This is a genomic window from Virgisporangium aurantiacum (assembly GCF_016863635.1).
Taxonomy (GTDB): domain Bacteria; phylum Actinomycetota; class Actinomycetes; order Mycobacteriales; family Micromonosporaceae; genus Virgisporangium; species Virgisporangium aurantiacum.
The window spans coordinates 47,242-70,545 of record NZ_BOPG01000017.1 but is presented as its reverse complement, the minus strand read 5'-3'; the positions used below and the strand labels follow the sequence as shown (position 1 = coordinate 70,545).

At 72.7% G+C, this 23,304-nt stretch carries 20 protein-coding genes; 7 read left to right on the top strand and 13 right to left on the bottom strand.

Translation table 11 applies throughout. From position 1 onward, the window contains the following. Window positions 1–37 precede the first annotated feature (37 nt). Together Vau01_RS14285 and Vau01_RS14280 are read left to right on the top strand one after the other, a co-directional pair. Complete coding sequence (locus Vau01_RS14285) at window positions 38–1,399, top strand: MFS transporter (protein WP_203992066.1); 1,362 nt, start codon at window positions 38–40, stop codon at window positions 1,397–1,399. An 83-nt stretch (window positions 1,400–1,482) separates the two neighbouring features. Further along, window positions 1,483–1,971 carry a YflT domain-containing protein gene (locus tag Vau01_RS14280; protein ID WP_203992063.1) on the top strand — a complete coding sequence of 163 codons (489 nt, stop codon included), beginning with the start codon at window positions 1,483–1,485 and terminating at the stop codon, window positions 1,969–1,971. On the opposite strand, the gene Vau01_RS14275 is transcribed toward Vau01_RS14280, so the two are convergent. The 5 genes from Vau01_RS14275 to Vau01_RS14255 form a co-directional block, all read right to left on the bottom strand. After that, window positions 1,972–3,960 carry a CehA/McbA family metallohydrolase gene (locus tag Vau01_RS14275; protein ID WP_203992059.1) on the bottom strand — a complete coding sequence of 663 codons (1,989 nt, stop codon included), beginning with the start codon at window positions 3,958–3,960 and terminating at the stop codon, window positions 1,972–1,974. It abuts the gene before it with no gap. Window positions 3,961–4,535: 575 nt separating this feature from the next. Continuing rightward, window positions 4,536–5,765, bottom strand: a complete 1,230-nt coding sequence (locus Vau01_RS14270) for a hypothetical protein (protein WP_203992056.1) — start codon at window positions 5,763–5,765, stop codon at window positions 4,536–4,538. After that, window positions 5,749–6,918, bottom strand: coding sequence for a type III PLP-dependent enzyme (locus Vau01_RS14265; protein ID WP_203992054.1), 1,170 nt, complete (start codon window positions 6,916–6,918; stop codon window positions 5,749–5,751). Before Vau01_RS14265 ends, Vau01_RS14270 begins: the two co-directional genes overlap by 17 nt. A gap of 29 nt (window positions 6,919–6,947) precedes the next feature. Continuing rightward, window positions 6,948–9,725 (bottom strand): putative bifunctional diguanylate cyclase/phosphodiesterase, encoded by a 2,778-nt coding sequence (locus Vau01_RS14260; RefSeq protein WP_203992051.1) that lies wholly within the window; start codon window positions 9,723–9,725, stop codon window positions 6,948–6,950. A gap of 135 nt (window positions 9,726–9,860) precedes the next feature. Continuing rightward, on the bottom strand, window positions 9,861–10,838 hold the full coding sequence (locus Vau01_RS14255) for an NADPH:quinone reductase (RefSeq protein WP_203992048.1): 978 nt from the start codon (window positions 10,836–10,838) through the stop codon (window positions 9,861–9,863). Between the two features lie 92 nt (window positions 10,839–10,930). Between Vau01_RS14255 and Vau01_RS14250 the strand changes: the two genes are divergently transcribed. From Vau01_RS14250 to Vau01_RS14235, 4 genes are all read left to right on the top strand, one after another. Further along, entirely contained in the window at window positions 10,931–11,203 is a 273-nt protein-coding gene (locus Vau01_RS14250) for an isoamylase early set domain-containing protein (protein ID WP_203992045.1), read from the top strand. 27 nt (window positions 11,204–11,230) lie between these two features. After that, complete coding sequence (locus tag Vau01_RS14245; protein WP_239151573.1) at window positions 11,231–11,848, top strand: alpha-ketoglutarate-dependent dioxygenase AlkB; 618 nt, start codon at window positions 11,231–11,233, stop codon at window positions 11,846–11,848. Window positions 11,849–11,979: 131 nt separating this feature from the next. Further along, entirely contained in the window at window positions 11,980–14,769 is a 2,790-nt protein-coding gene (locus tag Vau01_RS14240) for an AfsR/SARP family transcriptional regulator (RefSeq protein ID WP_203992042.1), read from the top strand. Between the two features lie 9 nt (window positions 14,770–14,778). Further along, the gene (locus tag Vau01_RS14235) at window positions 14,779–15,654 is read left to right on the top strand and encodes an NAD(P)-dependent oxidoreductase (RefSeq protein ID WP_203992039.1); all 876 of its coding nucleotides are present in this window, start codon (window positions 14,779–14,781) and stop codon (window positions 15,652–15,654) included. On the opposite strand, the gene Vau01_RS14230 is transcribed toward Vau01_RS14235, so the two are convergent. Next, on the bottom strand, window positions 15,647–16,606 hold the full coding sequence (locus Vau01_RS14230) for an AEC family transporter (protein ID WP_203992037.1): 960 nt from the start codon (window positions 16,604–16,606) through the stop codon (window positions 15,647–15,649). The two genes, Vau01_RS14235 and Vau01_RS14230, sit on opposite strands and share 8 nt — an antisense overlap. A gap of 23 nt (window positions 16,607–16,629) precedes the next feature. Here Vau01_RS14230 and Vau01_RS14225 point away from each other — a divergent pair, with 23 nt between their 5' ends. Then, entirely contained in the window at window positions 16,630–17,451 is an 822-nt protein-coding gene (locus Vau01_RS14225; protein WP_239151572.1) for a PHP domain-containing protein, read from the top strand. Here Vau01_RS14225 and Vau01_RS14220 read toward each other — a convergent pair. From Vau01_RS14220 to Vau01_RS14190, 7 genes are all read right to left on the bottom strand, one after another. After that, entirely contained in the window at window positions 17,448–18,653 is a 1,206-nt protein-coding gene (locus tag Vau01_RS14220) for a zinc ribbon domain-containing protein (protein WP_203992035.1), read from the bottom strand. The genes Vau01_RS14225 and Vau01_RS14220 overlap by 4 nt on opposite strands. Window positions 18,654–18,657: 4 nt before the next feature. Beyond that, complete coding sequence (locus tag Vau01_RS14215; RefSeq protein ID WP_203992033.1) at window positions 18,658–19,392, bottom strand: hypothetical protein; 735 nt, start codon at window positions 19,390–19,392, stop codon at window positions 18,658–18,660. Next, window positions 19,376–19,972: a helix-turn-helix domain-containing protein gene (locus tag Vau01_RS14210; protein WP_203992031.1), complete on the bottom strand. Its 597-nt coding sequence runs from the start codon at window positions 19,970–19,972 to the stop codon at window positions 19,376–19,378. Before Vau01_RS14210 ends, Vau01_RS14215 begins: the two co-directional genes overlap by 17 nt. Before the next feature lie 112 nt (window positions 19,973–20,084). Then, on the bottom strand, window positions 20,085–20,873 hold the full coding sequence (locus tag Vau01_RS14205; protein ID WP_203992028.1) for a hypothetical protein: 789 nt from the start codon (window positions 20,871–20,873) through the stop codon (window positions 20,085–20,087). Then, window positions 20,866–21,363: a nucleoside deaminase gene (locus tag Vau01_RS14200; RefSeq protein ID WP_203992026.1), complete on the bottom strand. Its 498-nt coding sequence runs from the start codon at window positions 21,361–21,363 to the stop codon at window positions 20,866–20,868. The genes Vau01_RS14205 and Vau01_RS14200 overlap by 8 nt, the downstream gene beginning before the upstream one ends. Continuing rightward, complete coding sequence (locus Vau01_RS14195; protein ID WP_203992023.1) at window positions 21,360–22,496, bottom strand: geranylgeranyl reductase family protein; 1,137 nt, start codon at window positions 22,494–22,496, stop codon at window positions 21,360–21,362. The genes Vau01_RS14200 and Vau01_RS14195 overlap by 4 nt, the downstream gene beginning before the upstream one ends. A gap of 10 nt (window positions 22,497–22,506) precedes the next feature. After that, window positions 22,507–23,262, bottom strand: a complete 756-nt coding sequence (locus tag Vau01_RS14190) for a thiopeptide-type bacteriocin biosynthesis protein (RefSeq protein WP_203992020.1) — start codon at window positions 23,260–23,262, stop codon at window positions 22,507–22,509. Window positions 23,263–23,304: the final 42 nt, after the last annotated feature.

The following is a 23,304-nucleotide window of genomic DNA, read 5'->3' as shown; positions in this document are numbered from 1 at the left end:
ACTTCTACGGGCCAATGTATGCCGGTGTGATGGGTACATGCGATTCCTCCCGCCGCCCGGACCGCCCCGCGTGCTCGCGCTCGCCCAACTCGCGAACTCGATCGGGGACGGGGCGTTCTACGCGACCTCGGCGCTGTTCTTCACGCGGATCGTCGGCCTGTCGGCGACCCAGGTCGGCCTGGCACTGACGATCGCCTGGGCCACCGGGATGCTGGCCGGCGTCCCGCTGGGCATGGCCGCCGACCGGTGGGGCGCCCGCCGCGTCGCGGTACTGCTCGCCGTGGCGACGGCCGGCATGCTCTCCGCGTTCCTGGTGGTGCGGGCATTCCCGCTGTTCCTGCTGGTGGCGTGCCTCTACGCGGCCGGCCAGGGCGGCCTCGGCGCCGCCCGGCAGGCGCTGCTGGCCGAGCTGGTGCCGGCGACGCAGCGGGTGGCGGTGCGCGCCCACATGCAGTCCACGGTGAACCTCGGGCTGGCGGTTGGCGCGGGTGTCGGCGGGCTGGCCCTGACCGTGGACAACGCGTCGGCGTACCTGACCGTCTTCGCCGTGGACGCGGTGACGTTCCTCCTGTCGGCCCTGGTGCTGAGAAGGTTGCCCGCGGTGCGAATTTCGCACCGACCGGCCGGCGTCCAGCCCGGCCCCCGGCTGGCCGTGCTGCGCGACCGCCCGTACGCCGTGCTGACGCTGCTCAACGCCGTGATGTACCTCAACATGCCGGTGCTGAGCCTCGGCCTGCCGCTGTGGATAGTCGAGCGCACGGACGCGCCGCCGGTCATGGCCGCGCTCGTGCTCGTGCTGAACATGCTGACGGTGGTGCTGTTCCAGGTGCGGGTCGCCCGGATGGTGCACGACCTCCGGTCGGCGGCCCGCACGGCCGGACTCGCCGGGTGGGTGCTGCTCGCCGCCTGCGCGGTGTACGGGGTGTCCGGCGGCTCGATCGGTGCCGTCGGTGCCGTGGCGGTGCTGCTGCTCGCCGCCGCGGTTCAGGTGTTCGGCGAGATGATGCACGGTGCGGCGTCCTGGGAGGTCGGGTTCGCGCTGGCGCCGGCCGGACGGCAGGGCCAGTACCAGGGCTTCTACGGGATGGCGCCGCAGATCGCCCGCATGCTGGGCCCGGTGGTGGTCACGACGCTGCTGATCGGCTGGGGGATGCCGGGCTGGCTCGTGTTGGGGGCGCTGTTCCTGGTGGCCGGGCTGCTGGTGCGACCGGCGGTGCGGTGGGCCGAGCGCCGATCGGTGGCGGGGCAGGACGCGTCGGAGCCGGTGGCGGCGCCGGCCGTCTCGGTGCCGGCCGTCTCGGCGCCGGCCGTCTCGGCGCCGGCCGTCTCGGTGCCGGCCGTCTCGGAGCCGGTGGCGGCGCCGGCCGCTCCGGAGTCGGCATCGCTCTGCACCGCCTAGCGGTTCCCGGCATGTTCACGGCGTCGCTGCGGGTGGGTCACAGGTTCGACGGGGAGAGGTGGACACAGGACTTGGAGGTTCCGATGACTGTTCCGCTTCAGAACACCGCAGCGCTCCAGAACGCCGACCGGCCGACGGTCTCGATCGCCACCTACCCGGACTACCCACAGGCGCAACGGGCCGTGGACTACCTCAGTGACAACGGTTTCCCGGTCGAGCACACCGCGATCGTGGGCACCGGGCTGCGCCTCGTGGAGCAGGTCACCGGCCGTCTCACCGTCGGTCGGGCCGCCCTCGCCGGCGCGGGTACCGGCGCCTGGTTCGGCCTGTTCATCGGTGTGCTGCTCGGTCTGTTCAGCGACTCGAACTGGTTCGCGGTCGTGCTCACGGCGCTGATCGTCGGCGCCTTGTGGGGCGCGGCTTTCGGCGCGATCGCACACGCGATGACGGGCGGGCGGCGGGACTTCTCGTCGCGGAGTTACCTCGCCGCCGAGCAGTACGGGGTCACCGTCGACGCCGAACACGGGGAGGTAGCCCGGAATCTGCTCGGGCGCCTCGCGATGACCCTGTAGTCAACGCCGAGCCCGGTCCAACACCTCGCGGTAGAAGATCCGGGCCTCGTCGAGCACGGTCACCAGATCCGCCAACCGCTCCGCGCGGGTCTCCGGCGCGAAGTGACCGTGCTCGGCGGCGAACGCCTGCAGCCGGTCGAGCAGATCCAGGCACCAACGGGCGTCGGCCCGCCGCGCCACCCGTTGCCCGGCAACGTCGACGTACACGGGTGACGTGTGCGCGAACACCCCGGCGTCCAATGTGGACGGATGCTCGCCGCCGCGTGCGATCGCCGCCAACCAGGTCGGTCCGTCGAGGGTCAGGTCCGCGCGAATCCCGCTCTCGCCGGTCTTTTCGAGGTGGACGCCGTCCGGCCCGACGATCGCGATCCGTTCGACGCCCGGCCCGTCCGTGGTGACGGTGACCGTGACGCGGCTGCCGTCGGGCCGGTCGAGCACGTCGCCCGGCCCGTGCCCGTCGACGTCGATGGTCAGCCACGGTCCGTTGGTGACGATCGTGCGGCCCGCGCGCACCGCGTCCTGGAAGTTCTTGACGGAAAGCGCTTTCCCGCCCAGTTCGGCGTAGACGCGGCCCCAACCGGGCGGGTTCGACGCCAGCGGGATGCGCGAGAACGACAGGAACACGTCGGTGCCGGCGGTCGCCGCGAGCCGCAGCCCGCACGAGAGCAGCCGGTGGTAGAGGAAAGCGCTTCCCTCATGGTCGAACGGCGAGATGACGTCGACCGAGTCGACCAGGCCGAGCGCCGCGTCGGCGACCAGTTCGCGGGCCTCGACCGATCGCGGCATGGCGAAGAACCGGTCGGTGCTCCAGTCGTCGGGGAAGGCGGTACCGGCGGGATGGGCGTAGCCGACGGTCGCACCGGCGTCGCGGAGATCGGCGCACGCCGTCGCGTTCGGCGGCCAGTCGTCGGGGTGGTCGGAGCGCTCGTGGCCGGCCTGGTACTGCCGCGGCGGCCGGGTCGGCCCGAGCGCGTGGACGTGCCCGAGCAGGTCGTTGCGGTACTCGACGCCCATGCGTGCCTTGTGCTCGTGGTCCGACCACGGCAGGTCGGTGCCGGCGGTCTGTTCGAAGAGGTCGCGGTCGTAGATGAGTGAGGTCTGCCAGTTGCCGGCGACCAGGTTCATCAGGTGCAGGCCCTCGCCGCGTTGCATCCGGGCCGCGTCGGCCGGTTCGATCACCAGGTCGCCGCTGTAGTTCAGGTGAACGTGCAGGTCGCCGCCGTACCAACCGGTGGCGGCCGGGTCGAACCGGCGCGGCGGCTCGGCGGCGACCGTGACCGTGGCGCCGGCCGTCGCGGTGACGGCTCGCACGACGGTGTCGTACTCGAGGCCCCGTCCACAGGTGACGGTGAGGTCGCCGGCCGGCACCGGCACGGTGACCTCGTGGCTGTGGAAGAACGGCCGGCCGTGGTAGTCCCACTTGTGGACGACGCCCGGCGGGAACCAGGCGGTGCCGCTCCCGTCCGTGACCGACCAGCGCGCACACCGGTCGGCGACGAGTCGCACGGCAGCCGCAGGCCGTGGATCGGTGACCGGAACGGAATGCTCCCCTACCGTCAACGTCGGCCCGGCGGTGACGAGGATCCGCTCGACCTGTCCACTGTGGACGGCCACCGGCTCACCGTTGACCGTCAACGTGGCGTCGGCCGCGGAATCCACAACCATGTGGACGGTCGCCGTCAGGTCGCCGCCGGCCAGCACCGGAACAGGCGGACCCGCGGTGACGGTGGCACGCGCACCCGCGTCCACTCGAACAAGGACGACCCCGGCGGGGAGCGGATCGACGACGACCGCCCGGAGCGTCTCCGCCGTGCCGTCCGAGTACCGGGCGACGACCTCGTTGATCAGCGGGAATCCGGCCAGGCGGGCGAACCAGACGCCGTCGCCACCCCAGTCCGGGCCGCGGACGCTGCGCAGGTGGCGGTAGTACGCGATCGCCTCGATCGCCTCGGCGGGCAGGTCCAGCACCTCATCGTCCTGGCAGCACATCCGCCCACTCTGCCACGCGCGCCGAGCCCCGGCCGATGTGGGCCCGTTTGCGGATCTTGGACTCCTGTGGGGGTTATGGCACCTCTTGCAGTCCAAGATCCGGAATTCCGGGCTCACAAATCGGGTGAAAAGGTAGGGCCTATCGGAGGCCGTGATCGCGGAGGCCGGGCAGGTCGAGTAGTCGATCTTGCAGTTGTGGTGGTGCCAAAACGAGGCCAAACACGGTGTGATCGGGCACCACAACTGCAAGATCGGCGGTGGCCTGCCCCGGCGGGGATATACGGCGCTCGATCTGGGGTGGTTGCCGGGCGGAGAACCGCACTGGATCGAGCGTCGTATATGCGAGCGCCGGCCAGCGGGCACGCGACGGGGGGCGCGTGGACGGGGCGCGTGTGGACGGGGGCGCCGGTGTGGGACGGGGCGCCGGCGTGGGACGGGGGCGCCGCGTTGACGGGAGGCGCGTGTGGACGGGGCGCGTGTGGACGGGGCGCGTGTGGACGGGGCGCGTGTGGACGGGGCGCGTGTGGACGGGGCGCGTGTGGACAAGGCGCACCCGCCGAAACACGAGATCCCGGCTACGCCAACGATCGGGATCGGCTGGCCATGATCAATGCTGCCCCGCCCCCGGCCGCCAGTACCAGGACACCTGCGGCCACCCCCGCCGCGGCGCCTACCGCCGCCGCGCCCGCCATCATCGGGATGGCGCGTACCGCCAGGGCGCTGCCGAGGGACCGGGTCGCGGCGCTCCAGGCCAGGGCGGTGGTCACCGTGCCGGGCTCGGCGCGGCTCGCCACCCGTGCGTCCATCACTCCCTCGAACGCGGTGAGGCTCAGGCCGGACAGGAACTGGGCCACCAGCAGGCCGGCCACGTGTGCCGGTGCCAGCACCCAGCCGATCACCATGCCGACCGCCCACAGCGGCCACGCCACCGGCGGGGGGAGGCGCAGGCGCGTCACCACGTCCACGGCGACCGGCGAGACCAACGCTCCCATGCTGAACGCCAGCGCGGCGCCCGCCACTGCGGTGCGGCCGTGCAGTTCGGTGGCCAGCGCGACCGACAGCAGCGTCGGCCCCGAGCCCAGCAGCATGACCAGGCCGCCGCCCAGAAACATGCGCAGCGGCAGCTTCCCGACGACAAGCGGGGTCGCGGCCACGGTGCAGGCGCTGGGCACGCGGGCGCGGGTGGCGGAGACGAACGTGGGGATCAGGCAGGCGGTGTAGGCGATCGCCACGACCGTCAGCACGGGGGTGGACGGCAGGCCGGAGCCGCCGAACGGCAGCAGCGCGGCGAGGCCTGTGCCACCGGCCTCGACGGCCGCGATCGACAACGCGTAGCCGGTCATCGCGCGGTCGCGACCGTCGACGGCGGCGACCTCGGCCCGCATCCCGGCGTACCCGACCCACGCCACGGTGTACATCACCAGCACGCCAAAAGCGATCAGCGGAACCGGCCAGCCCAGGACGAGTCCCACCAGCGTCGCGATGCGCAGCAGCGCCTCGACGCCGGCCGCGGCGCGGACCAGCAGGCGACCCGGCCAGCGGTTCGCGAGCCAGGTGGTGACCGGCGCCGACAGCACGACGCCGACCAGCATCGCGGCGTTGTACAGCGCCGCGTCGGCCAGGCCGCCGACGAGCACCGCGAGCAGCGTGAACATCGTCCAGCCCAGCGACAGGCCGAACGAGTCGACGAGGCCGGCCACCAGCAGTTCGCGCAGCCGGCCGGCGCGGTGCCGGCCGCCGGGTGCCGCCGCGGCGTGCCGGCCCGCGGACCCGACGGCGAGGGCGTGCCTAGGCAGGACCGGCATGGTCCACGAACACCGGTGTGGGGGGCGGGAATCCGTTGAACCCGGACGCGTAGCTCAGCGTGTAGGCGCCGGCGGAACCGATGTACACGCGGTCGCCCGGAGCGATCGTCGACGGCAGGTCGACGCCGTAGAACATCGTGTCGGAGCTGTCGCATGACGGCCCGGTCACGGTGAATTTTTCAAAAGAAGCAAGACCGTGGTCGGACCGCGACGTCCACAGCGGGTACTCCCACGTGTTCCCGGTCTGCAGCGTCTCCATCATGCCGTTGAAGGCGCCCACATCGAGGTAGATCCAGTTCTCGTCGTCGCGCGTCTCGCGTCCGAGCACGGTCGCGACCAGCACGCCGCTCTCGGCCACCAGGTGCCGACCCGGTTCCGCCGTCAGAAGAGAAGGCCGGTACGGCAGCAACTCGTCGATCGCCGGCATCACCGCCGCGCCGATCTCCTCGATCTCCGGCACGTCGGCGACGTACCGGGACGGGAAGCCACCGCCGATGTTCAACATCGTCAGAGTCACATCAGCTTCGGCCATGATCCGGCCGGCCGCCGCCACCGCGCCCCGCCAGGCGGACACGACGGCGCTCTGCGACCCGACGTGGAACGTCAGCCCGTACGGGCGCAGCCCGAGCTTGCGGGCGCGCCGCAGCAGATCCGCGGCCTCCGGCTCCGTCGCGCCGAACTTCCGCGACAGCGGGAACATCGAGTTGCTGTCGTCGACCCGCAGCCGCAGGTACACCGCGCTGCCGGGCGCGTGCTCGGCGATCTTGTCCAGCTCGCCGGGCGAGTCGAAGCTGAACCGCCACAGCCCGGCCGCGTGCGCCGCGGCGACGTGCGACGGCGGCTTGATCGGGTTGCTGTAGAGCACGTCGGCCGGGTCGACGCCGATGTACTGCAGCATCTTGAGCTCGCCCAGCGACGCCACCTCGAAGCCCGCGCCGGCGTCGGCCAGCGTGCGCAGGATCTCCGGCGACGAGTTGCACTTCATCGCGTAGTGCGGCCGGATCCCGGGCAGCGCGGCGCAGAACCGGTGGTACCGGTCGGCGACCGTCGACAGGTCGGTGATCAGGTACGGCGTCGGCGTCTGCACCGAAGCGAGCACGTCGGGCGCAAGGGCACGAGGCCAGAACGCGGGCACGGTGAGAACAGCGGACATCGAGAAACTCCAAACGGGGGAAGGGGGAATCAGGCAGCGGCGACAGGAGCGGGCGCGAGCATCGAGGCGGCCTTGTTGCCGGCCATCAGCGCCGCCGGCGAACCGCCCGCGATGACGGCACCCGCCTGTATCGCGGGCAGCGGACGCGAGAAATAGAAGCCCTGGGCCCGTTCGCACCCCATCCGGCGCAACGCCAGGAACTGCTCGGAGTGCTCGATGCCTTCGGCCACCGTCGACATGCCGAGGCTCTGCCCCAACTGGACGATCGTGCGGGCCAGCGTGGCGTCGTCGGACTGCTGGCCCAGCCGCTCCACGAACGAGCGGTCGATCTTCAGGGTGTCGACCGGGAAGCGGCGCAGGTACGACAGCGACGAGTACCCCGTACCGAAGTCGTCGATCGCCAGCTTGACGCCGATCTCCTTCAGCCGCATCAGCAGCGCGAGGTTCTCCTCGGTGTCGTTCATGACGACGCTCTCGGTCATCTCCAGGCACAGCCGGTCCGGCGACAGGCCGGTGTCGGCGAGCACCTTCTCCACCAGGCCGGCGAAGTCGGACTGGCCGAACTGGCGACCGGAGACGTTGACCGCCATCGTCATGGGCCGGGTCGGGTTGGCCTCCAGCCACTCGGCGGCCTGCCGGCACGCCTCCGTGAGCGCCCACTCCCCGATCGGCAGGATCATCCCGGTGGCCTCGGCCAACGAGATGAACTCGCCCGGCGACACCAGCCCGCGGGTGGGATGACGCCAGCGCAGCAGCGCCTCGAACCCCACCACCGTGCCGGTGTCGAGCCGCACCGTCGGCTGGTAGTGCAGTTCGAACTCGTCGCCCTCCAGCGCGCGGCGGAGGTCGGCCTCCAGCTGCAGCCGCTCGATCAGGCCCGAGTGCATCTGCGGGTCGTAGCTGGCGAAGCCGCCGGCGCCGGCCGCCTTCGCGTGGTACATGGCAAGGTCGGCGTTGCGCATGATCTGGTCGGTGTCGGACGCGTCCGGGCCGGCGACGGCGATGCCGATGCTGCCCCGGATGTGGATCTCCCGGCCCTCGATCGTCACCGAGTCGTCCATGCCGTCGATGACGCGCTGGGCGAACTCCTCGGCCGCCGCCTGGTCGGGCACGGTCTCGATCAGCACCGCGAACTCGTCCCCACCGAAGCGGGCCACGGTGTCCTCCGGCCGCACGGCCGCGACCAGGCGCTCGGCGACCTTGATCAGCAGCTCGTCACCGGCCGCGTGGCCGAGGCTGTCGTTGACCTCCTTGAAGCCGTCGAGGTCGAGGAACAGCACGGCCACCGTGGAGCCCTTCGGACGGCGGCGCAGCGCCTGGGTGACGCGGTCCTTGAACAGCGCGCGGTTGGCGAGCTTGGTGAGCGCGTCGTGGAACGCCTCGTGGATGAGCTGGTCCTCCAGCTCCTTGCGCTCGCTGATGTCGCGGGTGTTCAGCACCAGCCCGTGCACGCTCGGGTCGTCGAGCAGGTTGGTGACCGTCATCTCGGCCTGCCGCACCCGCCCGTCGGCGTGGGGGACCGGCACCTCGATCATCGTGTTCGCGTAGGGCCGGCCGGTGAGCTGCTGCGCGGCCAACTGGAGCCGCTGCGTCGCCTCCTCGTTCAGCAGTGTCGTGAGCGGCTCGCCGGTCAGCGACGCGGCCTGGTGGCCGAAGACGCGCGTCACCGACTCGCTCTGGTAGAGCACGGTCAGCTCGGCGTCGACCACGGTGACCACGTCGGAGCTGTGCTGCACCAGCGCGTAGAACCGCCGCTCGCTGGCCCGCAACTGGGCCGTGCGGGCGGTGACCCGGGCCTCCAGCCCGCGGGTGAGCGCCCGGTTGTCCAGGAGGCTCAGCACCTGCCGCCCCACGATCATCACAATCATCAGGGACCGCGTGACCGAGGCGAAAGCGTCGATGTGACCCGTGCGGAGCACCTCGACCAGCGTGGCGAGCACCGAGACGATCACCACGACGTACGGCATCATCAGCGCGATCGGGCGCCCGTCGGTGGGCTTGCGGTGCGTGCTGGGCCGGGTCTCCGCCGGGCACAGCGCCGCCATCAGGATCAGCGCGAAGCCGGCGAACCAGCCGAGGTCGGTCACCGCGCCCGACGAGTACTGCCCGGTCATGGTCAGGTAGGCGTAGCCGCTGTCGGCGACGGCGAACGTCACGATGCCGGTGCCGATCATGGTCAGTGGCAGCGGCACGGCGCCGATGTGGCGCATCCGGGCCACCATGTAGAACACGATGGTGACGATCACCAGGTCGCCGAGCGGGTAGGCGAGGCTGATCGCCAGCGTGCTCTCGGTCTCCTCGCCGGCGGCCAGCATCGGCTGCACCAGCAGCGACCAGCTCACCAGCAGCAGCGCCGCGGCCACCATGAGACCGTCGAGCACGGTCCGGGCGCGGTTGGCCACGTTCTGGGCGCCGGTCGGCACCGTCAGCAGCCCGGCGGCCAGCAGCGGGATCATCGAGAGGTAGCCGACGTCGGCCAGCGACGGCAGCGGCACTTCCTGGCCGAGCACCGATTCGTAGTAGACGCACGCGGTCTGGCCGAGCCCCCACGACAGCGTGCCGGCCCCGATGAACATCAGGGCCAACCGGTCCCGGCCGGTCCGCCGCTTCAGGCCCACCCAGCCGCACGCCGCCGCCGCGGAGAACGCGGCGATGATCAGAGCGAGGTTCGACACCGTCTGGGTGACCACCGGACCACCCAGTCCGAGGCTGAACCACACCGCCAGCACGCCGGTGGCGACGAGCGCCGCCAGCCAGAGCCGTCGGTAGCCGGGGGTGGGGGCGACCACCTGGAGGCGGCCGCGCATCGCTGCCCACCAACGCGGTGCGCTGCGTGCGGTCGTGCCAGTGCTCGCCATCGACGATCTCCGGTCCGGGGGTCGGGGATGCGCTGCTGCGCTCCCCGAAGATCGGACCGTCGACCCGCGATGTGAGGGGTTGTGCTAGAGATCGATGAGGACCTTGCCGACCGCGCCGGCCTCGACGGCGTCGTGGGCGGCGGCCGTCTCGTCGAGCGTAAAGCGGTGCGACGGCAACGGTGTCAACCCACCGGTCGTGAGAACCGCCGTGATGTCCCTGGTCGCCCGGCGCAACGCCGGTTCCGGCACCGTGTACAGCAGCATGAACCGCAGCACCAGGTTGCGCACCATCAACTCGCGCACCGACAGTTCCGGCTTCCGGGCGTCGGCCGCGTACGTGACGATCGACGCGTGCGGCGCGGCGACGGCCAGGTCGAGGTCCAGGTTGGTGGCGAGGTTCACCTCGACGATCCGGTCGACCCCGCCGGGCGCGATCGCCCGGATCTGGTCGGCGGCGTCGCCGTCGCGGTAGTTGACGACGTGGTGGGCGCCGGCCGCGGTGGCCAGGTCGGCCTTCTCGGGGCTGCTCACGGTGCTGATCACGGTGACACCGGCGGCCCGCGCCAGCTCGATCGCGAAGTGCCCGACCGCGCCCGCGCCGCCGTGCACCAGCACGGTTCCGGTCGGGTCACCGTCGGCGTACAGACAACGGTGGGCGGTCATCGCCGGGACGCCGAGGTTCGCGCCCAGATCGAAGGGGACGCCGGTGGGCAGCGCCACCGCGCGTTCCTGCGGTACGACGGTGTACTCCCCGGCCGTCCCGTAGCGGTTCTGCCACGCGGCGAGGTACAGCCACACGCGCTCGCCCACGCGCGACCCGTCGACGCCCGGGCCGACCTTGTCGATGACGCCCGCGCCGTCCTGGTTCGGCACCTGGAAGTCGGCGCCGTCGGGTGCCGGCATGGGTACCGCACCCGACCGGTTCTTCCAGTCGGTGGGGTTCACCCCGGACACGGCGATCCGCACCCGGACCTGCCCCGGCCCCGGCTCCGGTGTCGGCACCTCCTCGACCCGCAGGACGTCGGCGGCGGGACCGGTGGACCGGAACACAGCTGCACGCATCGGATCTCCTCCTGGTCAGACGGCGTGTCGCTACACACGTGAAACGTCGGGCAGCCACCATTGTCCCTGGTGAACCCCGCGAAGGAGGACCGATGATCCGTCGTTCCCGACTGTTCGGATCGAAGACCCGGGTGACCTTCAGCCTGCCCGCTGACGACAACGGTGCCGTCAGCGTCGTCGGCACGTTCAACGACTGGACGCCGGGGAAGCACGAACTCGTGCCCCGGCGCGACGGCACCCGCAGCATCTCGGTGACGCTGCCACCCGGCGAGCACCGGTTCCGGTACCTGGCCACCGGCGGCCGCTGGTTCGACGACCACGGCGCCGACCGCGTCGACCCGGCCGGCTGCACGCTGAAGGTTTAGAACGGACGTTCGAGTACGCTGGCGGGCATGACCCGCCAGCCCTCGATGTTCGACGACCTGGTCGACGCGCCGTCGCTCGGGCCGGTCGCCCCGGAGCGGCACCACCTCACCCGGGGCGCCTGGCTCGACCACCTGCCCGGCTGGGTCCGCGGCTCCGAGGCGGTGCTCGACGTCTTGCTCGGCATCGACTGGCGGGCCGAGCGGCGGGTCATGTACGACAACGAGGTCGACACGCCCCGGCTGCTGCGCTGGTACGGCGGCGCCGAGCGGCTGCCCCACGACGTCCTCACCGAGGCCCGCATCCGGCTCAGCGACCACTACGCGGCCGAGCTCGGCGAACCGTTCGTCACCGCCGGAATGTGCCTCTACCGCGACGGCCGCGACAGCGTCGCCTGGCACGGCGACACCAAGGGCCGCTCCGCCACCGCCGACACCATGGTCGCGATCGTGTCGTTCGGCGCGCCCCGGCCGCTCCTGCTGCGCCCGCGCGGTGGCGGCGCCAGCCTGCGGTTCCCGGTGGGCCACGGCGACCTCGTGGTGATGGGCGGCTCCTGCCAGCGGACGTGGGAGCACTGCGTCCCGAAGACCGCCCGGCCGGTCGGGCCGCGGGTGAGCGTGCAGTTCCGACCGGTCGGGGTCGCGTGAGCCCCCGGTAACGCGTGAGCCCCCTGTAAGCGGACCGTGAGCGACGCCCGGTACGGGAGCGTTGCGTTGCTAGTGTTGGCCTCTTCTGGGATTTGCGGGTACCTGGCGAGCTTGGGGTTTGTTTGTCCGCCATGGAGTTCAGGATTCTCGGGCCGGTGGAGGTGTGGGCCGGCACCACGCGCGTCGACCCGGGGCCACCCCGTCAGCGGGGAATCCTGGCCGCGTTGGCCGTCGATGCCGGGCGCCCCGTGGCGATGGACACCGTCGTCGACCGGGTGTGGGGCCCCACCGCGTCCGGCCGCACCCGCCACACGCTGCACGTCTACATCGGCCGGATCCGGCGGGTCCTGGAAGACGCCGGCGGTGCGGCGCAACTCCTCCTCCGCTCCGGCGGCTACCTGCTCGACACCGACCCCGACCAGGTCGACGCCCTGCTCTTCCGCCGCCTGGTGCAGGCCGCCCGCGACACCGGCGCGACCGGTCAGCTGCGCGAGGCCCTGGACCTCTGGCGCGGCACCCCGCTCGCCGACGTGCCCGGGGAGTGGGCCGACCGGGTCCGGGCCGGCTGGGAGCGGCAGCGGGTCGACGCCGTCGTCGCGTGGGCGCAGGCGGAACTGCAGCAGGGCCGGCCCGGCAACGTGCTCGCCACGGCGAGCGAACTGGTCACCGAGTATCCGCTGGTCGAGCCGCTGATCGCGGTGCAGATGCGGGCCCTGGCCGCGGCCGGTCGCGGCGCCGAGGCGCTGGAGATCTTCGCCCGCACCCGCCACCAGCTCGTCGAGCGGCTCGGTGTCGACCCGGGCGCCGACCTGCGCGCCCTGCACCAGTCGGTGCTGCGGGGCGAGTTCGAGGAGCCCGTCGAGGAACCGGTCACCGCGGCGATCGTGGTCAACACCCCGGCGCCGGCTGCCGACGTGCCGGCGCAACTTCCGCTGGACGTCTTCGGCTTCACCGGGCGCGCCGACGAGCTCGCCCACCTCGACGCGATCCTCGCGACCGCCGAGGAGCAGCGGACCGCGATGGTGATCGCCGTCCTCGCGGGCTCCGCCGGTGCCGGCAAGACGGCGCTCGCCGTCCACTGGGCGCACCGGGTGCGCGACCGGTTCCCGGACGGCCAGCTCTACGTCAACCTGCGCGGCTTCGACCCGACCGGCGCCGCCGTGACCCCGGCCGAGGCGCTGCGCGGGTTCCTCGACGCGCTCGACGCGCCGCAGGACCGCATCCCCGCCGGCCTGACCGGACAGACCGGTCTGTACCGCAGCCTGCTCACCGGCCGCCGGGTGCTGGTGGTGCTCGACAACGCCCGGGACGCCGAGCAGGTGCGTCCGCTGCTGCCCGGCACCCCGGGCTGTTTCGTCCTCATCAGCAGCCGCGACCAGCTGCGCGGCCTGGTCGCCGCGGAGGGGGCGCACCCGGTCGCGGTGGGCCAGCTGCCCGACGACGACGCCCGCCAGTTCCTCACCCGTCGCATGGGTCCGGCCCGCGTCAGCGCCGACCCGCAGGCCGTCGACGCGATCATCAAGGGCTGCGCGCGGCTGCCGCTGGCGCTCGCGGTGGTGGCGGCGCGCGCCGTCACGAGTCCCGCCTTCCCGCTGGCCGCGGTCGCCGACGAGCTGCGGGACGCCCGCACCGACCTCGACGCGTTCGCCGACGGCGACCTGGCCACCGACGTCCGCTCGGTGTTCTCGTGGTCGTACCACACCCTTCGGCCGGCGGCGGCGCGCCTGTTCCGCCTGCTCGGCCTGCACGCCGGCCCCGACATCACGGCCGGCGCCGCAGCCTCGCTCGCCGCGCTGCCGCCGCGCGACGCCGACGACCTGCTCACCGAGCTGGCCCGCACGCAGATGGTCAGCGAACACCTGCCCGGCCGGTTCACGTTCCACGACCTGCTGCGCGCCTACGCCAACGAGCTGGTCCGCGACCTCGACCCCGAGGCCGACCGGGCCGCCGCCGTGCGCCGGCTGATGGACTACTACCTGCACTCGGCCGTCGCCGCCAACCGGCGGCTCGACCCGAGCCGCGAACCGATCCCGCTGGTCGCACCGGCGGCCGGCGCCCGCCACGACTCGTTCGACGGCCAGGACGACGCGATGGCCTGGTTCGCGCTGGAGCACGCCACCCTGCTGGCGGCCGTGCGCCAGGCCGACGATGCCGGGCTGGACGAGCACACCTGGCAGCTGCCGTGGGCGCTGTCGACGTTCAACGACCGGCAGGGCCACTGGATCGACCAGGTCTCCCTGATGCGGATCGCGCTGGAGGCCACCCGCCGGGCCGGCGACCGGGCGGCGCGGGCGGTGATCCACCGCGGCCTCGCGCTGATCTTCAGCCGGCTGGCCCGCTACGACGAGGCCGACGTGCACTGCCGGTACGCGCTGGAGCTGTACCGCGACCTCGACGACCCGGTGGGTCAGGCGATGGCGTACCAGAACCTGTCCTGGGTGGCCGGCCGCCAGCTCCGCAACGAGCAGGGGCTCGCCTACGCGCAGCGGGCGCTGCCGCTGTTCCGGGCGACCCGCAACACGCAGGGCCAGGCGAGCACGCTCAACGACATCGGCTGGTTCTACGTGCTGCTCGGCAAGCACGAGGAGGCGCTGGTCGCCTGCCGCGAGGCGCTGGGCCTGTTCGAGAAGCTGGGCAACAGCGCCGCGCAGGCCAACACCTGGGACAGCATCGGCTACGCCTACCACTCGCAGGGCAACCACGCCGAGGCGATCGCGTCGTACGAGTACGCGTACGAACTGCTGCTGGAGCTCGGCGACCTGTACGGGCAGGCGGAGATCCTCGACCACCTCGGCGACACGTACCTGGAGACCGGCGCGGCCGACGCGGCCCGCGAGGTGTGGGAGCGCGCACTGTCCACAATGGAGGAACTGCGCCACGCCGACGCCGCGCAGATCCGGGCCAAACTGCGCAGGTTGTAGCCTGCGGCCATGGACGAGACCGTCGCCGTCATCGGTACCGGCAACATGGGGGCGGCGATGGTCGCCCGGCTGCGCGCTCACGGGCGTCCCGTCACGGTTTTCAACCGAACCGGGAGCCGCGCCGCCGCCCTCGCGGCCCGCACCGGCGCGGAGGTCGCGACCTCCGCGCGGGCGGCCGCGGCGTCCGCCCGGGTCGTCGTGGTCTCGCTGGCGGACGACGCGGCGGTGGCGGCCACCTACGAGGGGACGGACGGGCTGGTGGCCGGCCTGCGCCCCGGCGCCGTGGTGGCGGAGACCAGCACGGTGAGCCCGGAGACGGTGCGCGCGCTGGCCGGGCCGGTGGCGGCGGCGGGCGCGACGCTGCTCGACGCGCCGGTGTCGGGGAGCGTGCCGGTGGTCGAGCGCGGCGAGGTCACCGTGCTCGCCGGCGGCGACGCGGCGGCGCTCGACACGGCCCGGCCGGTGCTCGCGGCGTTCGCGTCGAGGGTGCTCCACCTGGGGCCGCTGGGGTCCGGCGCCACGATGAAGCTCGTGGTCAACGGCGTGGTACACAGCCTGAACCAGGCGGTGTCGGAGGCGCTGGTGCTGGCCGAGCGGGCCGGCGTCGACCGGCGGGCGGCGTACGAGGTGTTCGCGGCGAGCGCGGTGGCGGCGCCGTTCGTCCACTACAAGCGGGCCGCGTTCGAGGACCCGGACGGCACGCCGGTGGCGTTCCGGCTCGACCTGGTGGCGAAGGACCTGGCGCTGCTGGAGGCGCTGGCCGCCGCGAACGGCGCCCGGATGGACCAGGCCGACACGAACCGCCGGCTGGTGGGCGAGGCGCTGGCGGCCGGGTACGCCGACCGCGACATCAGCGCGATGGCGGCGTTCCTGCGGTCTACCTGATGTGCTGCACCGCCAGGATCCACGCCGGACCGGTGACCACGAACGCGAGCGTCGACGCGACGATCGCCGCGGTGGTCTCGGCCTCCAGCGTGCGGTAGCGCTGGGCGAACAGCAGCGCGTTGGAGCCGATCGGGAGCGCGGCGAACAGCACGGTGACCGTCAGCGGTGTTCCGCGCAGGCCGACGGCGAGCCCGGCGGCCAGCACCACGGCCGGCATCAGCAGCAGCTTGGCGGCCGACAGGTAGAGCGCCGGCCAGCCGACGCCGGTGACGCCGTAGAACGCGAGCGACAGCCCGATCAGCACCAGGCAGACCGGCACCACGCCCTGGCCGAGCGTCTGCAGGATGTCGTCGGCCGGCTTCGGCAGCGGCAGCCCGGCGAGGTTCCAGAGCAGCCCGACGATCACCGGCGCCACCACCGGGTGCAGCACGGTGCGCCGGGCCGTGGTGAGCGCGGTGGACAGCACCGACGGCCGCTCACCGTCCCTGGCAAGGTCGAGTTCCACGAGCACGGTGAGGATGGTCAGCAGCGTCAGCGCGTGCACGCTGACGATCGCGACGTGCACGGTGAGACCCTCGTCACCGAAGATCCCGACGACCACCGGGATCCCGAGCTGGACGCTGTTGCTGAACGTCACCGAGATCGCGCGGATGCCCGGCCCGGCGACGGGCCCGTCGGTCCGCCTTCTCCGGAGGCGCTGCCAGAAGTAGACGGCGAACAGCAGCGCGACCGTCGGCCCGAAGTACACGAGGATGACCTGCCACGGCAGATCGGCCAGGTCGATCGTCGCGGTCAGGCGGAACAGCAGGGCCGGGGTGAGGATGTAGAAGGCGACGTTGGTGAGCGCCTGGAGGGCCTGCTCACCCCGCAGCAGCTTCGTGTGGCCGAACCCGTAACCGACCGCCACGACGGCGAAGATCGCGGCGAGCCGCGAGATGATCACCGTCGTCACCGGCCGAGTCTACGATCAATCCGATGCGACCCAGCGACAACCATGTGCACTCCGAGTTCTCGTACGACACCGGGTACGGGACGACCATGGAGGACTGCTGCCGCTGGGCCGTCGACGCGGGCGTCCCCGCGGTGGCCTTCACCGAGCACGTCGACTTCACGATGTGGGCGGCCGACGATCCCGAACAGGAGCTGGCCCTGCCCCGCCGCGGGCACATCGAGCCGCTCGACGTCGAGGGCTACCTGGTCGAGATCGACCGGGTCCGGTCGAAGTTCCCCGAGCTGCGCATCCTGACCGGCATCGAGGCCGGCGAGGCGCACCTGTTCGCGGGCAGCCTGGCCGGGGTGCTCGGGCAGGGCACGTTCCAGCGCGTGCTCGGGTCGCTGCACGCGGTCCCCGACGGCGGCCGGCTGAACTGGCTGCACATGCTGTTCGAGCGGTACGACCCTTTTGTCGTTGTGGAGATGTACTTCGAGGAGTTGCTGCGCCTCGTCGAGGGCAGCGCCGCGTTCGAGGTGCTGGCGCACGCGGACCTGCCGCGCCGGTCGTGGTCGTCGTACGCGCGCGGGCCGTACCGGGAGAAGGATTTCGAGGACGCGTACCGCACGGTGTTCCGTTCTCTCGCCGCGTCGGGGCGGGTGCTCGAGGTCAACACCCGCAGCCCGCTGGTGTCGTCGGAGCTGGTCCGGTGGTGGCACGAGGAGGGCGGCGGCGCCGTCAGCTTCGGCAGCGACGCCCACCAGGCCTACCGGGTGGGTGCCAGGTTCGACCAGGCCGTGGCGATCGCCGAGGCCGCCGGTTTCACCCCCGGCCGCGACCGCTACGACTTCTGGCGCCGCTCCTAGGTGGGCAGGAACTGGATCTTGCCGTCGGCGAGGCGGACCTCGCCCTTGACGCTGACCGCCACCGCCTCGGCCTGGTAGGGCGACTCGCGGAACGTGTACCGGAACGTCGCCGAGCCCGGGGTGGTGGTGCGGACCTCCAGCGCCACGCCGTCGCGCGGCTTCTCGGGCACGACCACCTCGAACACCGGCAACGGATCGAGCTGCCACGAGACGGCCGACGAGCCCGGCGGGAAGTAGCCGGTGTACGAGAACGGGCAGGTCCGGCCGTCGACGCGCGGCTTCTGGGCGTCGGAGGCGGCGCACTTCTCCAGGAACGCGCGCACCTGGGTGCCTACCTCGTCCCGGGCCGACTGCCGCACCGCCGTCGTGAGCTTGACGCTGGTGACCGGGCGGGTCCGCAGGTCACCCTGGATCGTCGCCGGTACCGGTTCGCCCTCGTAGAGGGGATCGTCGGCGCCCACCCGCACCTCGTACCGCCCGATCAGCGCGGGTTCGCGTCCGCCCGCGGCCGGCTGGAGGTCGAGCGCCGCGATCCGCACCGACCGCACCGACGACGCGGCGATCTCCAGCGTGCCGACCGCCCCCGACCGGATCGACCAGCTCTTCGGCAGCAGCCCGGGCTCGCGGCTCACCCGGATGATGCTCTCCTGGCGCTGTCCCGCCAGTTCGTAGCTGACGATCACGTCGGCGCTGTCGGGGTTGGTGCTGCCGCCCATCGCCACCTCGGCGATCTCCATGTTCTCCGGCGCCTGGTAGCCGGCCGACAGCGCGCTTTCGCGGCACAGCCGCGACGAACAGCCGGCGAGCTCCGCGGCCCGCGCGAGGTCGCCGTCGTTGAATGCCGCCACCAGGTCCTCGACCGGTCCCTCCGGTGCGTAGGCGACCTTGCCCACGATCCAGATCGTCGCCGGCACGCCGACCACGAGCGCCACGATCACGCCGGCGACCACGAACTTCGCCCGCCGCGGAAGCCACCGCCAGGCCTTCAGCCCGACGCGGACGCCGGCCCGCGTCTTCTCGACCGCGGCCTCGGTGCGGACCTCGGCCGTGGAGCGCGGTGGTTGCGGACGCGTGATCCGCGGCAGCTCCGTCGGGCGCGGGGTGGCCAGCTGGACGGGGGAGCGCAGCACCTTGTCGCACGACGGGCACCGGCGGGCCGACGTGTCGACCGATCGGCCACAGCGGGGGCACGCGGAAGGCATCGACCTACGGTAACGGGTCGGGCGCCCGGTGCTTCTCCCACCATGCGCCCCACCGCTCCTTCAACGCTTCCCAGTGCGGGTCGCCGAGGCCGTACGTGGTGAGCAGCAGCATCGCCCCGCCCTCCGGCCGGTGCGGGTTGACCGGCTGGTCGGCGAGGATCAGCAGCCCGTCGCCCCAGCCGTCGACCGTCACCGCGACCTGCGACGGCCGGCGTGCCCACAGCGTCCCGGAAAGATCTTCCCCGCTGGGCGCGACCGCGCGGTAGGCCGAACCCGGCTCGACCGCTCGCAGCGCCTGGAGGCCGGCCGCGTCGAGGATCGGCCGGGGGTCGGCGAGCACGCCGTGGAAGAGGATCGTGCGACGCTCGGCCAGGCCGTGCCGCTCGACGGCGAACCGCAGTTGGTGGAGGAACGTCCACCAGCCCTCGGTGATGTCGTCGTAGTAGTCGACCCAGTCGGGGTCGCTGCCCTTGGGCGCCTGGGTGATGCGGACGACGGTGGAATTGTCTGATATTTCGTGAAGAGTGAACCGGTCGCCGCCGTTGATCTCCAGCGTGCGCGCGACGGGATCCTCGGTCACACCGTTGAGGTAGATCGTGCGGATCTCCTCGGCCAGCTCTTCGACGTCCCACCCGTGCCAGCGGCGGATCAGGTCCGGGTCGCGCAGCGCGGCCCACACCGCGTCGGCGGGCGCGGCGACGGTGACCTCGATGACGGGTCCATCAGGCAGCTCGGTCATCGTTCTCCTCTTCGGTGTCTCTGATCGCCGGGTGACCGGCCCCGACCACCCGGTACGCCCGACCGCCGGGGCTGTCGAACCGCGCCACCACGTCGGCCATCGCCTTGGCGAGCTCCTCGGTGAACGCGTGCAGGTCGGCGGGCGCGGCGAGGTGGACCTCGGTCTCCAGCGTGAACGTCAGCAACCGCAACCCCTTGCGGCCGGCCGCATTCTGCATGCGGGCCACCTCCCGCACGGTGGTGGCGGCGACGTCGACCAGATGGTCGGCGGCATGCCGGTCGCCCTTGTGCTTGTTCGGTGCCCTGACGAGCGCCGGGTCGATCACGTACGCGTCGGCCCGGGCCCGGAACATGCGCTCGGTGAACCCGCGGCGCTGCCGCACCGCCACCAGCTCGACGAGGCCGGCGTCTTCGAGCTTGCGCAGGTGGTAGTTCAGCTTCTGCCGGCTGACGCCGAACTCCGGCGCCAGCTCGGTGGCCGAGGCGGGCTCGGACAACCGCATGAGCAGGCGCCGCCGCAGCGGGGCGAGCGCGCCACGCAGCGTGTCGGGCTCTTCGAGCAAAGCCACCCGGTCGGCCATGCAGCCACTCTCCAATAGAAAAGAAAACTTGTCAATTCGCCGCGGCGTCGCCGCGATCTTGGACTCCGCACGGTGCTCCAGGCCCGCACGGAGTCCAAGATCGCGGACGGGGTCAGGCGGTGTGGAGGCGGGACGTCACGTACGCGCGTAACGGGGTGTCGAGGTCGCGCTGGGCGTGGTGCGCGGCCTGTGCCAGCAGGGTGGCGGTGGCCAGGGCGGCGGCCTTTACCGACTCGTACTCGGGGACGGCGTAGGTGGCGTGGATTCCCGGTGGGAGGGACGGGCCGGGCTCGTCGAGCAGGCTGGTCAGGCCGAACGCGGGGTACGGGACGCCGGAACCCGCCGCCCACAACTGGAAGACGCGCTCGCGGGCGCGGTGGACCTGGTCGAGCGCCTCCAGCAGCGAACCGCGCCGAAGGTACTTGGCGACGTTGCTCAACGCCTCCCAGCCGTCGAGCAGCCAGTTGCGCGGGTCGTCGGGCGACGCCGACAGCATCGAGGGCCGGACCGGCACCGACAGGCGACCGGCGCGGTCCAGCAACGCCACCGATCCCGGCGGCAGGCCCCGGCGGTCGGCGGCGGGCATGGCCACCAGGTCGATCTGGCCGCCGTCGGCGTACTGGACCCACCAGCGCGGCAGGCCGCCGTAGGGCTGGGCGGACACGTCGACCACGTCGCCGAGGGCGCGGAGGATTCCGTCCACTGTGGACACGACGGCCTCGTCGAGATAACCCAGACCCATGTCGAGGTCGGACAGTTCGTCGCCCCGCCCGGCGGCCACGGAGCAGCCCAGTTCCAGCCACTCCCAGCGGTCGTCGGCCTCGACGGCGGTCAGCAGGCCGGCCAGCAATCGCTTCTGGACGGCCAGCGAAGGCGGCAGCCCACCGATGAAGTCATGCATCGGACGCCGTGAAGGAGGCCCACCGGCGGAAACCGGAGTCGGGCATCGTGTCGACGTAGCGCCGGAACAAGGCCCGGCATTCGTCGGGGTAGGACGGGCCGTGCAGCAGAGGCAGCCGGTACCAGTCCATCGCCGCGTGCGGACGCCAGTCGCGCAGCAGGGAAACCGCGCCGTCGGCCCGCGCCGCCAGACCGTAGTGCACCTCGTCGACCCGCATCGCCATCGCCGCGCCGAGGCACATCACGCACGGCTCCAGCGTGGTGGCCAGCCGCACCGGTCCGGCCCGCGGGCGCCATCCCAACACCGAATCGGCCTCGGTGAGCGCGAGCATCTCGGCGTGCGCGAGCCGCCGGTCGAGGCCCACGTCGCGGGTCCAGGCCCGGGCCACGATCTCGTCGCCGACCGCCACCACCGCGCCGATCGGCAGTTCCCCGGCCGCGAGCGCGTCCTCCGCCACCCGAAGGGCGGCCCCCATGAGATCGACCGTCACCGCCGCACGATACCGCCGCCGATCCGGGCCAGCGTCGCGGCCGTGAGCGTGCCGTCGCCCAGCCCGAGTTCCACCATGGTGTCGAACACGCGCTGATGGTCGCGCGCCGCGCGCACGGCCGCGTCGACCATGAACCGGCGCCGGCCGAGCGCCGCCGCCACGCCGCTGTGTCGCAGGTGGCGGCGCAGTCGCCGGTTCAGGTCCGCGGCATACCGCCGGGCCGCGTCGGCGTCAGAACCATCGGTGACGGCGTGAGCGGCGGCTTCGCCGGCAATTGCCCCGGATTGGACCGCGTAGAAGATGCCCTCGCCGGTGAACGGGTTGATGAGCGACAACGCGTCGCCGGCGAGCAGCACGCGTCCCCGCCCGGGCGGTGGCCGCCGGGTCGACAGGGGGAGCAGGTGGGCCTTCAGGCCGGTGACGCCGGCCGGGTCGACGTCGGGGAGCAGGGCGGCCAGCCGTTCCAACAGGTGCTCGCGGGTGACCGCTGGGCCGCGGAGCACCTCGCCGTACCCGACGTTGGCCCGGCCGTCGCCGATCGGGAACGCCCACGCGTACGCCGGCCAGTGCGCGGCGGCCGTGACGATGCGCTGCTCCGGCGGGCCGTCGGGCGCCGGTGCGTAGCCGCGGATCGCGAGCGCCAGGTGCCCGTCGGGGTTGCGCGGGTGGCCGAGGAACCGGCGCACCGTCGAGCCGGCGCCGTCGGCGCCGATCACCACCCGCGCCGCGAAGTCGTCGTTCACGTGGACGCGGTGGGCGTCATATCGCAAAGTGCGCACGGCCCGGCGGCGCCAGATGGCGCCGGCGGCCAAAGCGGCCGCGACCAGGCCGGCGTCGAAGATCGTGCGGGGGACGGTGAAGGCCGGCCGGGCGAGGCGGCGCCCGACCACGACGCCGCCCGGCGACCGCAGGCGGAGCACCGGAACCGGCGCGAACCCGTCGACGGCCGTGGTGACGCCGAGGCCGCGCAGGACGTCGAGGGCGTGCGGTGCGATGCCGTCGCCGCAGGGCTTGTCGCGGGGGAAGTCGCTGCGGTCGACGAGCACCACCGACGCGCCCTTCCGCCGCGCGGCGAGTGCGGCGGCCGAGCCGGCCGGCCCCGCCCCGATGACGGCGACGTCGTACTCGTCCATGCGGTGCAGCCTATGCGGCGACCGGGAGGCTCCTCGTGATCCGCGAGCCGGCCAGCAGGTGCTGGTGGGCGACGGGCATGGCGGCGCGGTTCCAGTGGAACAGCACCGCCAGCGCGACCCCGTGCCGCAGCGCCGGGGTCGCGGTGGCCCGCCAGGCCGCGGCGGCCGGGCGGACCGCGACGTCGTACGCCGCCACCAGGCCGTTCTGGTGGGCGTCGAGGCGGTCGCGGAGGATGTCGGGCTCGTCCCAGCCGGCGCGCAGCGCGTGGATGAGGTGACGGACGGCCGGGTCGGCCGGCGTGGCGTGGCGGGTCTTCCGGCCGATGCGGTCCCAGACGTCGTCGGTCTCCCACGGCGCGAGGTCGAGCCCGTCGACCAGCGACCGGATCATCAGCAGCGACGCGGCCCAGCGCGCGACCGTCGGCACCGGCCGGGCGGCGCGGGCGAGGAACTCCAGCCAGGCCAGGCTGTCGGCGGTGAAGACGCGGTGCGCGGCGGCCATCGCGTCGGGTCCGCCGAAGCCCTCCGGCTCGTGCGGCGCCGGCCGCCACGCGATGAGCCAGCCCCGGCCGCGCGCCTCCGACAGGGTGGCCTGCCAGGCGGCGTCGGCGGTGTCCGGCCGGTCGGCCCGGCACCGCAGCCGCACGCCCAGCGGGGTGTGTACGAAGAACACGTCCCCGGCCGTCATCCTGGCGGTGCGGGCCAGCGACGCGTACAGACTCGGGTGGACGGGCGCGGCGTCGATGTCGTAGCGGAGCCAGGTCATGGGTGCTCAGGGTCCGGCTGTATTACCTGGCGCGCCATACGT

Coding starts and splice junctions, on each gene's coding strand:
- Vau01_RS14215 (WP_203992033.1), bottom strand. CDS start 19,392: ATGACCGAGCTGCCTGATGGACCCGTCATCGAGGTCACCGTCGCCGCG.
- Vau01_RS14270 (WP_203992056.1), bottom strand. CDS start 5,765: ATGCCGGTCCTGCCTAGGCACGCCCTCGCCGTCGGGTCCGCGGGCCGG.
- Vau01_RS14210 (WP_203992031.1), bottom strand. CDS start 19,972: ATGGCCGACCGGGTGGCTTTGCTCGAAGAGCCCGACACGCTGCGTGGC.
- Vau01_RS14195 (WP_203992023.1), bottom strand. CDS start 22,496: ATGGACGAGTACGACGTCGCCGTCATCGGGGCGGGGCCGGCCGGCTCG.
- Vau01_RS14250 (WP_203992045.1), top strand. CDS start 10,931: ATGATCCGTCGTTCCCGACTGTTCGGATCGAAGACCCGGGTGACCTTC.
- Vau01_RS14285 (WP_203992066.1), top strand. CDS start 38: ATGCGATTCCTCCCGCCGCCCGGACCGCCCCGCGTGCTCGCGCTCGCC.
- Vau01_RS14245 (WP_239151573.1), top strand. CDS start 11,231: ATGACCCGCCAGCCCTCGATGTTCGACGACCTGGTCGACGCGCCGTCG.
- Vau01_RS14205 (WP_203992028.1), bottom strand. CDS start 20,873: ATGCATGACTTCATCGGTGGGCTGCCGCCTTCGCTGGCCGTCCAGAAG.
- Vau01_RS14255 (WP_203992048.1), bottom strand. CDS start 10,838: ATGCGTGCAGCTGTGTTCCGGTCCACCGGTCCCGCCGCCGACGTCCTG.
- Vau01_RS14275 (WP_203992059.1), bottom strand. CDS start 3,960: ATGTGCTGCCAGGACGATGAGGTGCTGGACCTGCCCGCCGAGGCGATC.
- Vau01_RS14225 (WP_239151572.1), top strand. CDS start 16,630: ATGCGACCCAGCGACAACCATGTGCACTCCGAGTTCTCGTACGACACC.
- Vau01_RS14265 (WP_203992054.1), bottom strand. CDS start 6,918: ATGTCCGCTGTTCTCACCGTGCCCGCGTTCTGGCCTCGTGCCCTTGCG.
- Vau01_RS14190 (WP_203992020.1), bottom strand. CDS start 23,262: ATGACCTGGCTCCGCTACGACATCGACGCCGCGCCCGTCCACCCGAGT.
- Vau01_RS14240 (WP_203992042.1), top strand. CDS start 11,980: ATGGAGTTCAGGATTCTCGGGCCGGTGGAGGTGTGGGCCGGCACCACG.
- Vau01_RS14280 (WP_203992063.1), top strand. CDS start 1,483: ATGACTGTTCCGCTTCAGAACACCGCAGCGCTCCAGAACGCCGACCGG.
- Vau01_RS14220 (WP_203992035.1), bottom strand. CDS start 18,653: ATGCCTTCCGCGTGCCCCCGCTGTGGCCGATCGGTCGACACGTCGGCC.
- Vau01_RS14235 (WP_203992039.1), top strand. CDS start 14,779: ATGGACGAGACCGTCGCCGTCATCGGTACCGGCAACATGGGGGCGGCG.
- Vau01_RS14260 (WP_203992051.1), bottom strand. CDS start 9,725: ATGCGCGGCCGCCTCCAGGTGGTCGCCCCCACCCCCGGCTACCGACGG.